Consider the following 13,862-nt stretch of genomic DNA (forward strand, 5'->3'; position numbering starts at 1 on the left):
TTAAAAATAATATTTGGCAAAACAAAAAGGGCGAAGAATTTATCCTCGCCCTAATTAAATAAAACACTGAATGTTTTTCTATCGATTCACTCCGATCCTTGTGGAATAAGTAAATCTCCTTCCGCTTACCCCCGTCGCCTCAACCACAATCAGATACGTCCCGTTGGCGACAAATCTGCCTGATTGGTTGGTTAAATTCCAGACGATTGCGTTTTGTAGGGGCGGGGTCTGCCCGCCCAAATCGCCGTTCGTTCTGTTTTCATGGCGGGCAAACCCCGCCCCTACGACGGTTTCCGCAAACACCACATTCCCCAAATTGTCCAAAATCGACAAATTCACCGTTGCCGCCTCGGGAGTTATTACGAAAATTTCCGCAAAATTACTCGACACTGGGTTTTCTTCAACAAAAATTCCGAATTGGTTATTTTGTTGCTCTCTGTCGCGAATTGAGTTCGGAAGACAATCGCCTTCGCTTAACATAGGAATTACAAAATCACTCTCCGCCTTTTTTGCACCGCAGACAGAACACTCATAATGCCCTGCGCCTGCTCGCTCGCAATTTGCCTCGAGGGTTGTTTTTCGGACAAAATCGTGCTCGCAGATTATCGACCACGGCAAATTAAGCGGCTCGGAATGGGTTTCACCACTCCACCTGCGGTTTATTGGGTCAACCAAACTTACTATTGCCGTAAAATTCCCGATAGCCGTTTTTTCGGTGTCGCCGCCCAAGGTGTAAAGTTCGGTGTTTACTGGGGTTAACGCTACTGTTTTCGGGTCGCTATCATAGATAAATTGATTTGCAACAAGAGCGGGTTTGGCTACCGACGCTTTATTCACAACAAAACTCAACGAAACATTTACCGAAAACTCTTTTCCTTGATTTTCTCCGCTTAAAACAAGTACATCGGTGTGGTTGTTTGCCGAAAGCGAGTTTTTGGGGCGAACGCTGATTGTGGCGAAATAGCCGTTTCCTGTTTGGCTTGGGGTGGTGGCGAGGGTGGTGGTGATTTCAAATGCCGAATTGTCGCCGTTTTGGAAAGTTGCGGTTAAATCTTTCATTTCGCCGTAGGCAACGAATGTGAAAGTTTGCGCGGCGATGTCGGAATAATTGTTCCAAGCTACTGTGCCGAAGTTTCGGCTGGCGGGAAAAGCGTCTATTCTGTTGTAAGTTTCGTCAAGAAAGGCAAATCTCTCTGTAAAATACAGTCGCATTCTAGGTATTTCATTAGAATATCTATTAATCCTGTTGTAGCGTATGTCATCTTGTTCCGCACTTCTTGCGACTTCGATCGCCATAGAATCGATAAATTTGCTCATATCCTCTTGAATCCATTCTCTGTTTTCATTCCAAATTTCTTTATATCTTGCACGAAATACAGGGTCTTGTAAAAATCTGTTAAAAAAAGGATAATTGGGATATGGCAATCTGTTTGCCGCCAAAGAATTTGGAAGTCCATTAAAGAAAGAACCAAAACTAAGGTCAAAATCCCAAAGAGGTCCTGCCTTTATTAGCGAACTATAGTTATTTTTGTGAATAAATATACTACCGGGATTCTCTCTGGAATCGTAAGTTTGCACATTAAAATCAGCGTTATTGGCGAATACTTGCACTAAGAAATATTTTATCCACGAATCTATATCAACTAAATCACGGTAGCCATTTTCTGGAAAATTGTCTGAAGCCATTAAATCCGTTAATTGATTCCAATCGTTTCTTACAAAATTATCTACTGAATTCGGTATTACGCCTGTAGGAAAATCGGGAGATTTTATCAAAACGGGAAGATTGTAATTACTTGTTCTGAATCCTGCATCGCCTGTGGGGCTGGTGTCAAATCTAAAATCCAATTCTACAAACCAACCTCCGTTTTGTGTATCAATTAATGGTCTTCCCCGAACACCATCTCTTCCGTAAGGGTTTGCTTGTCTATGTTCGGTAAACAGATAACTTCCTGCATACGTACCGTTTAAGAAAAGTTCCGTATGATTAAAAGAAGGTGTGCACTCTAAACCTAATCTATAACCCATTTCAAACGCAAAAGAAGTTCTTATCAAAGATGCATCAAACCAATTTGCCAACAACACCCAGTTTCTTGCCTCCGGAAGCCCAAAAGGAGATTGTCGTTCATTGTCTCTAAATCTCATACGATACGGATTTTTATTGTTGCCGCTTTGCCAAGTAGAATTTCCCCGTCCTCTAATCTGTTGATTGCTTATTGCGGCAATATCGTTTGCAGGGTCGTTGGGGTCGCTTAAAGAAAATCGCATAGTAGTCCATATATTGGCGGAACTGTGATGTATTGCCGCGCCGTTGTGTGTATCTATGCGAATAACGGGCAAACCTGTTGCTTGCGGGGAGGCAAATCGGACGGTGTATTCAAAATCGCCGACTTGGTAAATTACAGGGTGGCGAAAATCGTGCGGCGTAATTCCGCTGACTTGCGGTTGTCCGTTTACAAATATTGTTCCGTGTGGGTTGTCGGTAGTGAAGATAGGAGCAATATTGGTGATATTCGGGATCCATCGTTGGGTTGTTATAGTTATAGTGTGAGCGTAATTGTCGATTTCGACGTTGTTGTTGAGGTCTAAATGTCCGTATTCGTTCCAGCCGAGCGCTTCAAAGGAAATTCTGAAATCCGTAATCATTGTGGGAATATCCATTGGCGGGAACGGGTTCCATTCGCCGTGGGCGAGGTTTTTGGGGCGAATGATGCTTAATTGGCTTGCATTAAAATCCCCATAGCGCGTTTCGGCAAAATCGGTAAAGTTATTTGTGCTTACGTCAAAAGAAACGCGCCTTACTCCCGCCGAACCCGAGTTTCGCGGTGGAGCCACTATATAAGCGTTAAGCAAGTCCGAATTCGCATTTCTTGAACCGAGGAGGTCTATAAGCCCGTCGTCTTTTTCGCCGTCCGTAAATGGATTTTGCACGGTTAATTCGGTCTTTCCGCGAAATAATGCTATTCTGAGCGCGCGGTTATTCAATATGAAACTCGGATTATTTATGTCGCCCGAATTGTCTTGTATTTGGAGAGGCATTGCCGCGTTCGAGTGATTTCTCGCTCCTAAAATAAGAAAAGATGTTTGAGCGGGTATTGTTCCGCTTAAAGGAATTGCGCTCCAAGCGCCTGTTCCCTCGGCATAAAAAAGCGTTATGTCGTCCAAATCGATTTCGTCGTCGGAGGCGTTAAAAAGTTCCACAAACGAATGAGTTGCCGCTCTGTCGTTGTTGCTCGTCGCTCCCGTTCCGAATGCTTGGAAAATAAGCAGTTTCCCCGCAAGTTCGTCGCGTTCGATGAGCGGTATCGGGTCTGGATCCGGGGCTTGCGGAAATGGTTCCCAAGCGCCGTCTGATGTGCTTCTCGGTCTGTGTGATTGTAATCGCTCGTCGGTCATACCTTGCGCAAGTCGAAAATCAACCCTTTCAAAGTCGATACTGTTATCATCGGTATCTGTAAGAGAGCGGCGGCGAGCAGTTGCTTGTTGCGAAATTACGATTGCAGGCGATGCTTCATAAGCATCGACAGCATCTCCGGGTGCAGTGTTTATAACTCCAAGTAAATCAACAAAATCTTCGGCAGTTTCTCCGTTGCCCATATCAAATGGATTAGCGACAGTCAAATAGTTTTGATTAGCCATAAGCGCTACTTTGAAACTGCGATTACTTAAAGCGTGAAGAACAGTTGCAGGAACAGCATTGTCCGCTTCGGTGTCTTCAAATGCAAATCTTTGGTTTATTGTGTTGCTCACTTTGTTGAAGACAACAAGATACGAATGATTGGGCTGGATAGTTCCGCTTAAGTCAATTTTGACCCATTCTCCGCCTGCATCTCGATATTGCGTCCAACTGTTATTGCTGGTACGTCCGTTGGCTACGTGCAGAGAAAAACCATCTAAGTCGATTTCCTCGCCTGTATTGTTGTATAACTCTACAAAACTGCGCCCGATAGCGCCGTCGCTTCCTGCTGCACCTGCCTGAAAAATAAGCAACCGCCCCGCAAATTCGCTCGCGGCTCCCGCCACTGTCCCATTAGCCCATACTCCACCGACGATAAACACTATCGCCGCCAAGATTTTAATTTGTTTACCCAACAAAAGCAACCTCACACAAAAAAGTAATACAGAAACAGCAAAAGGCTGTTCTGCCGAAAATTCTTATTTTCGCCAAAAAATGTGAATTAAGTTATCGCTTCTTTAATACAATAGCGGTAAAGCAGCACGAACACCACTAGGACAGAACAACCTAATTAAAAGCGTTCTGTGGTGTTGTAGCACCGCACGAAATGTATAAAGAACAGCAATAAATAAGGATAAAATCCTTACTAATCACATTTTTTGGCAGTGGTAATATAATTTATGCTTGCGGCTAAGTGGGAGAAAAATTTTTGTTTTGTGGAAATTTGTGAAGAAACGTTGGTTTCTGAGCTGAAAGCTAAAAAATGTTAAGCGTTAATTTTACCTTTATACAATTGCTCAACAGGGAAAACCAAATCCCAGTTTTGACCCCAAACGATATTTCCGCTCTCTATTTTGAATTTTTTGAAATTATTTTCGTCCAAATAAGAGCGAATAGTTGGATGTAATGATTTTTTCAAAAAACTGCCGAAATTTACTTTTCTTTTCACTCCGTCGTTAAAAGTAAGTAAAACAGAATAAGCGCCTATAAAATCGGCTTGTTTAATTTTTGGTAAAACAAAAGATTTGTTGTTTTTGTTGTATTCAACTGTTATTTTCATAAATGCTTTTCTATCCTTTCGAAAGGAACGTCCTTATGATAAACAAAGAAGTCCACCCATTTGGCAACAATTTGCGGCGAATAATTTTTAAGAAAGTCCTTAAAATCTTTCAGCTTTGCGCCTTTGAGCGGTTTCATACCTCTTACTTCTTTTATTTTTATTTCAGTTATCTCACCGTTTATTATGTAAAATTCCGCTTTACTTTCAAACTCTCCATATCTGCCGTGGCAGTGGATTGGTTGATGTTCGCTCGAATAAAAATACAGCACTATTCCCAAGTATTCAAATATGTTAGGCATAACTTTTTCTCTCTTTCTGTATAAATATACTATATTGCTATAGTGTGCGGTACGTTTTTTTTGAAAAATATGAAAAATAAGCGTTAATCAAAACAAAAAAAAGCCGAAGTTTCCTTCGGCTTTTTTTATCTTAGTAGGCTTGTTGCTTACTTCGCAATAACTTTTACCATTTCGAGGCATTTGTTTGAATAGCCCCACTCGTTGTCGTACCAAGATACTACTTTTACGAATGTGTCGTCGAGTTGGATGCCTGCTTTTGCGTCGAAGATTGAAGTCAATTCGCAAGTGCGGAAGTCGGTCGCAACTACGTCGTCTTCAGTGTAGCCGAGAACGCCTTTCATTTCGCCTTCGCTTGCGGCTTTCATCGCCGCTTTAATGTCGTCCATTTTGGCGGGGTTTTTAAGAACAACCGTCAAATCCACAACTGATACGTCTGAAGTCGGAACGCGGAAAGCCATACCTGTGAGCTTTTTGTTAAGCTCGGGAATAACTACGCCAACCGCTTTTGCCGCGCCTGTTGAAGACGGAATGATGTTTTCCAAAATTCCGCGACCGCCCCTCCAGTCTTTAGAAGAAGGACCGTCAACGGTTTTTTGTGTTGCGGTTGCCGCGTGAACAGTTGTCATAAGACCTTTTTCGATGCCGAATTTATCGTTAAGAACTTTTGCAATCGGAGCAAGGCAGTTTGTTGTGCAAGACGCGTTTGAAATAATGTCTTGTCCCGCGTAAGTTTTGTGGTTTACGCCGTAAACAAACATAGGAGTGCTGTCTTTTGAAGGCGCGCTCAAAATAACTTTTTTTGCGCCTGCTTCAATATGTTTGCGCGCTGTTGCGTCGTCCAAGAAAAATCCTGTCGATTCGATAACTACGTCTGCGCCGACTTCGTTCCATTTGAGGTTTGCGGGGTCTTTTTCCGCAGTCAAACGAATTTTTTTGCCGTTTACGATAAGGTTGTTTCCTTCAACGGAAACTTCGCCTTTAAATCTTCCGTGAACCGAATCATATTTGAGCATATACGCCAAATACGCGGGGTCGAGCAAATCGTTAATTCCTACGATTTCGATGTCGTTTGCAAAGCTTAAAACCGCGCTGCGAAACACATTACGACCAATACGTCCAAATCCGTTAATACCAACTTTAATAGCCATTAAAAAACCTCCCAAAAAAAGATTAATGTAATATACAAAATAAATACCGCGACTAAAATACGTTAACGCCGAACGCCTTGTCAATGATAATCGCATCTATCACATATTTTGCAGTCGGAGTTTGTAATTTTATTCACAAGCGAGAGTGTTTTTTTACGCCGCTTTGCTTATTTTACCTTAATATAAAACTCCAGATTTTCCATTTCTTCCTGAAAATCTTCGCCGCACTCAATCAGCATATCGTCGTCTTCGTTTGCGACAAGCCAGTTTACGACTACTTTTTTGCCGGGCGCGCTCTCGTCCATAAGCCGCATTATGTTGTAAAGCATTTTGGTCGTTGAGCTGTTGAAATATTCCAACGCGCAGTCAAATGTTAAATTTGCAAAACCCGACGAAAGATAATTTTTGAGCCATTCGTTTATCTCTTTAAAGAAACCGATTGTGTCTTCGAGATAACTTTCGCCTTCAATACGAACGTAGCCGTTTTCTTCGTCTATTAAAACATACGGCGTTGTTTTGGTTTTTTCCCGTTCCAATTTATAAGCCATACTATTTCTCCTCCTGTTTAGATAATGAAACTTCCACATACATCGTGAAATAAGTCAAACCGTCGTTTGCTTGTTCAAATTTGTATTCTATAGGCGCGGACGCCCGTCTTGCAATCACTATAAGTCCCAAGCCCGCGCCTTTGCTGTCGGGATTGTCGTTTTCGCTTTGCACCATTTCTTTTTGGTACTGCCTGAGCTCTTTTTTGTTCAAGGTGTTCAGGTAGTCTATTTTATTTTTCAGATACTCCGTTTTTTCGCTTCTGACGGCGTTTCGGGTCTGGATAAAACACATATCGTCTTTTTGTCCGAGCACAAGCATACCCATAGGCACGTTTATGAGTTCTTTGTTCGTTTGATATTGCCCCTTTTCAGCCGAATACATCAGCATATTGGTTATCTGCTCCACAAATACCGAGAAAATGGATTTCGCCGTGTTTCCGCTTAAATTGTCGTGCGATAAATTGACTTTTACCATTTCGGCAATCCCTTTTATGCCGTCTTCCCACATCGGACCACTGTAAATGATGCTGATGTTAAGGTCGTTTATCATTCTGGCATATTCGTTCATATTTAATACCATTATACCTCCGCCTCTTTATTCATTGTCGTCCTCCTCCGTTTTTGGTTTAAACGTAATTAGTTGCACGTCGTCTCGTTGCGCTTCTTCGCCGCGGTGTTCTTCAAATGCGTTCCATATTTTATCGGATATAACCGTCAGCTTTTCGTCGTGATTTTCGAGAATAATCTGCTCAAGCGTTTTATAGCCGAACTGTTTTGCCTGCTTGTCGCCGATTTGGTCGAACAATCCGTCGGTGGCTATATAGAATTTGTTATTCGGATTTGCAGGAATAGATACGACTTCCACCTCGTCTTTGCTTTTTAATTTACCCTCGCCGATAAAAATCGCCTGCCCTTTGTGTCGGATAACTTTTTCTCCGTCGCATACAAACAAGTTGGTATTTCCCGCCGACATTTTAATGCCGCCGTCTTTTGCGATAAACAATACCGCAAGGTCGCAACCGTCGTTTATTTCCATATCGTTGTTGTTTACGTTAAGCACGGTTGAAAGCCGCTTGTCGAGTTTGTAAAGAATTTCGGCGGTGTCGTTGTGTCTTTCTTCGGTAATTACCATTTCAAATACGCTTACGACCAGCATTGTAAGCAACGCGCCCGGCGTTCCGTGTCCCGTACAGTCGCATACGCAAAGAATGGTGCCGCAGTCAAAGTTCGCAATCCAGTAAATATCTCCGCCTACAATATCGCGCGGTTTCCATATAACCGAATAATCCGCAAAGGCTTTGTGGAACATTCCCATTTTCGGTATAAGATTTTTTTGAATTCTGCTCGCGTAGTTTATGCTTTGCATAATCGTTTCTTTTACGGCTTCGGCGCGGTTTTTTGCAAGCTCCGACTCATACATCAACTGTCTCGATTCGATAATTTCGGTTATGTCAACCGAGTGCTGCAGGTGAACGGTTCTTCCGTCTATCCATTTAATATAGCGGTCGGTGTTGCGGTATATGCGTTTGGTCAGAGGGCTGTTTTCTTCCCAGACTACGGTTTTTGTCGGGTCTTTGTCAAGTTCGTGGCAGGGGCAGAAAGGACATATATCATCCAAGCCTTTTTGGAAAATTTTATAGCAAATCAAATCTTTTACGTCGTCCTTAACGCCGTAATTCTCTTTCATTAAATCGTTAATAAACAGGATTTCGCCCGTATCGGGAACGGTGGCGTATATCATAGCGTCAATGCTGTTTAATACGGAACTCAGCAAACGGTCTTTTTGCTTAAGAGTTTCTATCAGCGCTCCGAAACGCCTTTCAATAATTACGGAAACAATACCTGCGATTATAAGACAAATTATAAGCGCCGCAAGCATTATCAACAATCCGTTAAGAATAAACGCCTCTATTTTCCGGTCGTATTCTTCGACGTAATTACCTACAAAAACCACTCCCGCAACTTCTTCTTTTTCGTCGTATAACGGGAAATATTTGGCGAGCATATCTCTGCCGAAAAGCAAACGCCTGTTAACATACGTTTCTCCCGACAATACGATTTCGCTTACGTGCGGCGACAATTTTGTGCCGATTAAAGGGCTTCCGTCTTCAAAATACATAGTGGACGAAATGTTTATGTCGTCGCGGAAAAATGTTATTTCGCAACCCGTAAGCGCTCTCAGACGTTGCACCAATTCGGGATTATCCAAGCGAAAACCCATTGTGACCGCGCCGATTATTTCATTATCGTTGTCCATTATGGGTATGCCCGCCGAAATTCCCAAAGGTATGGTCGGCGACTTAATTATGCGCGCTTCCGTTTTTCCTTCAAAAGTCAGGCGTACGTGAGACAAGTAAGAGAGATTGTCGCCGTAGCGCTCCAAGGCGTGCGTTCTTGCTATAACGTTGCCTTCCGCGTCAAGTATGGTGGTGTAATCAATCTGCGCCACGGATTTTAATTCGTTCGCTATCCTTAAAACGCCTGCGCGGTCATTGTTTAGGATTGCCGTTTTCAGGTCTTCCGTGTTTTTTATTGCAAGTACGGCTACGTGCGCCTGAGTTCTCAGCGTTTTCAGTTCGTATCTTACGACGTTTTCCGCAACGTTGTTTTTTTCGATTACCGCGCTGTTTATCTCATTTTTAAACATTGCAATAGACGAAATAAGAACGACAACGCTACCTAAGGTCGTCAATAAAATCATCGGCAAAAAGATTGTCTTTTTGAAGTTTGTGTTTATATCAGCTTGTTGCCCGCGCGAAGCGCTTGCAATTTTTAGATTTTTTTTCATACTGCTCCAACCTTAACCATTTTCAAAAAATTTTGATAGCGGTCATCAATAATTCACGGTCTAGCCCATAGACCTCAGAGGAAAAAATACATTATGCCGCGGCGCGTGTCAATAAAAAAAGCATTTCTTGTAAAATTTGTAGATTGAGGTTTTACTTAGTTTAATTCCACAGGCATAGGAAATTTTACTTTTTCTTCGACGGCGTGCGTTTCTTCGACCGAGCATATCGGGAATTTTTCGCTGATATTTTTCACCAGCTCCTGCACAAGATATTCGGGCGCCGAAGCTCCCGACGTAATTCCGACGTTTTTACAACCGTCAAACCAAGACAAATCTATGTTTTGCGGCTCGTCTATCAAATAGGATTTTATCCCGACCGCCTCGCCCAATTCCTTTAAACGGTTGGAATTTGAAGAATTTGTGCTTCCGACCACCAAAAGCAAATCGATTTTCCCGACAAGCTGTTCTATAGCCATTTGTCTGTTTGTGGTGGCATAACACAAGTCGCCTTTTGACGGACCCGAAATATTTGTAAATCTGCTTTTCAGCTCCTTAATTATGCTTTCCGACTCCATTCTGCTGAGCGTTGTTTGGGTGATATAAGCAAGCTTTTCGCCTTTGTCGAACGGAAGAAGCGCAACGTCTTCGGACTTTGTTATCAGATAAATTTCTTCTTCGATTTGCCCCAAATGCCCTTCGACTTCGGGGTGTCCTTTGTGTCCGATAAGTATAATTTTTGCGCCGTCGCGAGAGTATTTTCTTATATTGTAATGCACTTTTTCCACAAGCGGGCAGGTCGCGTCCAAAATAGTGAGTTTTTTGTTTTTCGCCTCGCTGTATGCGCTCATTGCCGCTCCGTGCGCCGAAAAAATTATTACCGCCCCGTCCGGAACATCGCCGACTTCTTTCACGAAAACCGCCCCCAAATCCCGCAAAGAATTCACAACCGCTTTGTTGTGCACGATTTCGTTTTTCACATAAACGGGCGCGCCGTATTTTTCTATCGTCTTCTCCACGATGTTAATCGCCCTGTCCACTCCCGCGCAAAATCCTCGAGGATTAGCTAAAATGATTTTCATAAATTTTCTCCGATAAATTTCCCCGTCGCCGCTCGACCCTCCGCCCTTTGCGCGCAAAAATTCCGCGAAATAATTTCGACCGCATTCGGAAGCATTGCCGCCTGAATTTCAAGCAAACGCTCGCTCGAAGCAGGTTTTACCCAATCGCAAGTTCCGTGCCTGTCCAATGAATTAAGCTGAATTTTCGTCGGTTTTATTTCGCCGAAATAGTTTTTAAGCGCGGCAATTTCGTCGTCGCTGTCGTTAATTCCCGAAATTACAAAATATTCTACCCACATTATTCCTTTATATATACGCGCAAATTCGCGCAACCCATCCAAAACAAAATCCACGCAGACATTTTTTGCAGGACGGTTGATTTTTCGGAAACTTTCCTCAAAAAACGCGTCCACCGACGGCAAAACAAAGTCGGCGGGTAAAATTTCGTCGCGAATGCTTTTATCGACAAGCGAAACCGAATTAGTCAAAACGGCGATTTTAAATTGCGGATAATTCTTTTTTATATGCGAAATTATTTTCCCGCCCCCGCTGTTAAGTAGCGGCTCTCCGCTTCCGCCCAAGGTTATGACGTCAATATGCGGCGGATTGTTGCGCAAAAAAACGTCCAATTCGTCGATAATTTTGTCAGCCGAAATATATTCGCGCCGCTCGTTTGTTAGCGTGGTAGTTTTCCCGCATTCGCAATAAACGCAGTCGAGCGAACAGATTTTTGACGGGAGTAAGTCGAGCCCCAAAGAACTTCCCAATCGCCGAGATTGTATAGGTCCGAAAATTACCGAGTGTTTGTTTTGCATAGTTTTTTCCATAGTTATGATATTCGTGTTATAATACCGTCAATTCTTTCGAGCATATATTCGGCAAAAAGGGTTTCGAGTTTTTGCTTTTTTACTTCGATTTCTTCGTAAAGTTGTTCGGGCGTTAAATCGGCGTTCACGCGGCATTCTCCTTTTTTGGGGTTTCTGGTTTGAAAAATACGTTATGCCAAAACTGCTTGTTGCTGCGTTGTTGCTCCATATACAGGTCTGCTTTCCGCTACCATCATTTGTTCAATAGGGCGGGACGACAGATATGTTGCCTTGTTTGTTTTACGTTCTGCAATACATTTCTTGACAAAAGCAGAGTCTTCGGCTGTCCATTTGTAATTCTGGTCGCCTGCAAAGCCAATGTCGTCAAGAGCGTAGTAATTGTACTTTTCGTGCTTGCTCATAATTTATTCCTCCCTTGGAAAATAATTATTTACCAATATCGCTGCCTTGTCTTCAAATATCGCCATTCTTTGCCTACCCAAATAAACTGCTCCAAGCGTTTCAAAACTTTCGCCTGTTTTTGCACATTCAATAGATTGGGTTATTTTGTCAATTTCAAAGTCAAGTTCCAATTTACCCTCTGGCAATAATTTTTCTGCATAATTTATGCGTTTTTTACAAAATACGTTATGCCAAAACAAAAAACAAAAAAAACAACGATTTCTCCCCACTATACAGCGACAATAAATTATATTTCCGATGTCAGAAATACAGAATTGCAGGAATTGTTCCTGCTTTTCGTAAAATTATATCTCAATAGGTTTATTGAGAGAGCACGAGAACACCTTTGCGGTTGTTCTGTCTCGTGCTCTCTCACATTTTCTCTTTTTGATATAATGTTATGGAAGTAATTCTGTGTTTCTGACAAAACAATGAATTTGGCAGAACAGCCGTCGCTGCTTTGTCTTTTATTGGCAATTCGAGCGCGGTGCTCTTTTGCATAATTTATTAACTATTTTCAAAGGAGTTCTTTTATGAGAACAAAGTTTTTAGTTGTTGTTGGCGTGCTTGTATTGGCAAGCGTTAGTTTTACATTTGCAAGAGGCGTGCGTTTGACGCCTCCAAAAGTTGAAGCGCCAACATTGGAAGCGCCAAAACTAGACACGCCGACATTGACAGTTGAAGCGCCAACATTAACTGCGCCCGAGCTGACAGCACCGACGTTGGAAGTTCCGGAAATTCCGGAAATACCAACATTGGAAACTCCTGCATTACCCTCTGCACCTGAAGTGCCGTCGTTGCCGGAAAGAAGGCTGCCAAGTCGCCGCTAACAACACGTCGCACTGTTTGCGAAATAAATAAAGAACATTACCAATAGGCAGAACAGTTTTTCCACTGTCTCTGCCTTTTTTTATTTCTAATAATAAATTTATCGCAAAACAAAAACAGGTAAATTTTCAGCTATTCTTTATTTTTAAGTGGCGTTGGGTAAACACAAGTGATTTTTCGCCGTGAACGCGTTCGCGGTTGCAGGCGTGCAGAGCAAGGCTACGCAAATTCTCTTGTTAAATTTCTTTTGCCTGCAACACAATCCGACAAATACAAATTTATGAGGTTGCCGTATGACATACCCATATTTGCCGCATGATTTTTGAAATATTCTATCGTATCCGTATCAACCTTGATATTCACGGATTTTCGCAATTTGCGAGCATACGGATTTGACATTGCCGCAGAAAAATCGTATTCACTTCTCATTTTTTACCTCCATATTGTTTCTTTTCGTTAGTGGTCGCTTTTCTTGCCGAGATTATGCGGACAAGTTCATCGTTTTCTCTATAAGAATGACAAACAATTAACATTTTCAGTACTTTACTCAGCCCCAAAAGAATAAAACGGTCTTCTTCTGTTGAGTGGTCGGGATCGTATATCAATTTTGCGTTTGGGTCATAAAACACCGTTTCTGCCTCTTTGAAAGAAATGCCGTGCGAAGCAATGTTTTTCTGGTTTTTGTTTTCGTCCCACGCGAATCTTATTTTGTCCATAAAATTTTTTAACCTGGCAAAGTTTATCGTTATTATATAAAATACTATTTTGCTCGCAATAAGATGACAGAAAAACGGTTTTTAATAGAAAAACCTGCTTTTTTACTTTCCAGCTTCTCTGCGAACTTGTTTTTTCTGTCGTACAAATAGTATTTTTTCTGCAAAAACACTTAAAATATTAAGATTTTGTTCCTTAAATCTTGTCATAAGCCCTCCTTTTTCTTTTTAAAATAATATTTGCCGCAATAAAAAAGGGTGCACTTCTGCACCCTCTGTTAAAAAAACAAACTGGAAATTTTACCTGCTCACGCCAATTCTCGCCGAATACGTAAATCTTCGACCGCTGATACCTGTTGCTTCGACGATAATCAGATATGTACCGTTGGCGACGTATCTGCCCGTGTTGTTGGTCAAATCCCAGATAATCGCGTTATCGGCGGCGTTTGTAGGGGCGGGTTTGAAACCCGCCCCTA

The 13,862-nt window shown here is 42.2% G+C and carries 14 protein-coding genes; 1 reads left to right on the forward strand and 13 read right to left on the reverse strand.

The annotated features are described in order from the left end of the window. Positions 1-78: 78 nt before the first annotated feature. The 11 genes from FWE23_05865 to FWE23_05915 all read right to left on the reverse strand — a co-directional run bounded on the left by FWE23_05865 (position 79) and on the right by FWE23_05915 (position 11,976). Positions 79-4,092 (reverse strand): CotH kinase family protein, encoded by a 4,014-nt coding sequence (locus tag FWE23_05865; GenBank protein MCL2844959.1) that lies wholly within the window; start codon positions 4,090-4,092, stop codon positions 79-81. A gap of 350 nt (positions 4,093-4,442) precedes the next feature. Next, on the reverse strand, positions 4,443-4,736 hold the full coding sequence (locus FWE23_05870) for a DUF2442 domain-containing protein (protein MCL2844960.1): 294 nt from the start codon (positions 4,734-4,736) through the stop codon (positions 4,443-4,445). After that, positions 4,733-5,035, reverse strand: coding sequence for a DUF4160 domain-containing protein (locus tag FWE23_05875; GenBank protein MCL2844961.1), 303 nt, complete (start codon positions 5,033-5,035; stop codon positions 4,733-4,735). The genes FWE23_05870 and FWE23_05875 overlap by 4 nt, the downstream gene beginning before the upstream one ends. Positions 5,036-5,181: 146 nt before the next feature. Further along, on the reverse strand, positions 5,182-6,183 hold the full coding sequence (gene gap / locus FWE23_05880; protein ID MCL2844962.1) for a type I glyceraldehyde-3-phosphate dehydrogenase: 1,002 nt from the start codon (positions 6,181-6,183) through the stop codon (positions 5,182-5,184). Between the two features lie 167 nt (positions 6,184-6,350). Then, entirely contained in the window at positions 6,351-6,731 is a 381-nt protein-coding gene (locus tag FWE23_05885; protein MCL2844963.1) for a DUF1987 domain-containing protein, read from the reverse strand. 1 nt (position 6,732) lies between these two features. After that, positions 6,733-7,311 carry a SiaB family protein kinase gene (locus tag FWE23_05890; protein ID MCL2844964.1) on the reverse strand — a complete coding sequence of 193 codons (579 nt, stop codon included), beginning with the start codon at positions 7,309-7,311 and terminating at the stop codon, positions 6,733-6,735. A 15-nt stretch (positions 7,312-7,326) separates the two neighbouring features. Next, positions 7,327-9,519, reverse strand: a complete 2,193-nt coding sequence (locus tag FWE23_05895) for a cache domain-containing protein (protein MCL2844965.1) — start codon at positions 9,517-9,519, stop codon at positions 7,327-7,329. Between the two features lie 155 nt (positions 9,520-9,674). Then, positions 9,675-10,598, reverse strand: coding sequence for a 4-hydroxy-3-methylbut-2-enyl diphosphate reductase (ispH, locus tag FWE23_05900; protein ID MCL2844966.1), 924 nt, complete (start codon positions 10,596-10,598; stop codon positions 9,675-9,677). Then, entirely contained in the window at positions 10,595-11,392 is a 798-nt protein-coding gene (locus FWE23_05905) for a radical SAM protein (GenBank protein ID MCL2844967.1), read from the reverse strand. Before FWE23_05905 ends, ispH begins: the two co-directional genes overlap by 4 nt. Before the next feature lie 182 nt (positions 11,393-11,574). Continuing rightward, positions 11,575-11,805, reverse strand: a complete 231-nt coding sequence (locus FWE23_05910; GenBank protein MCL2844968.1) for a hypothetical protein — start codon at positions 11,803-11,805, stop codon at positions 11,575-11,577. Positions 11,806-11,808: 3 nt separating this feature from the next. Next, positions 11,809-11,976 carry a hypothetical protein gene (locus tag FWE23_05915; GenBank protein MCL2844969.1) on the reverse strand — a complete coding sequence of 56 codons (168 nt, stop codon included), beginning with the start codon at positions 11,974-11,976 and terminating at the stop codon, positions 11,809-11,811. A gap of 402 nt (positions 11,977-12,378) precedes the next feature. Here FWE23_05915 and FWE23_05920 point away from each other — a divergent pair, with 402 nt between their 5' ends. Next, complete coding sequence (locus FWE23_05920; GenBank protein MCL2844970.1) at positions 12,379-12,675, forward strand: hypothetical protein; 297 nt, start codon at positions 12,379-12,381, stop codon at positions 12,673-12,675. A gap of 217 nt (positions 12,676-12,892) precedes the next feature. Here FWE23_05920 and FWE23_05925 read toward each other — a convergent pair whose 3' ends face one another. Beyond that, the gene (locus FWE23_05925; protein ID MCL2844971.1) at positions 12,893-13,102 is read right to left on the reverse strand and encodes a BrnA antitoxin family protein; all 210 of its coding nucleotides are present in this window, start codon (positions 13,100-13,102) and stop codon (positions 12,893-12,895) included. After that, positions 13,099-13,389, reverse strand: a complete 291-nt coding sequence (locus FWE23_05930) for a BrnT family toxin (GenBank protein MCL2844972.1) — start codon at positions 13,387-13,389, stop codon at positions 13,099-13,101. Before FWE23_05930 ends, FWE23_05925 begins: the two co-directional genes overlap by 4 nt. Positions 13,390-13,862 lie beyond the last annotated feature (473 nt).

The sequence above is a fragment of the Chitinivibrionia bacterium genome (assembly GCA_009779925.1).
GTDB lineage: Bacteria > Fibrobacterota > Chitinivibrionia > Chitinivibrionales > Chitinivibrionaceae > WRFX01.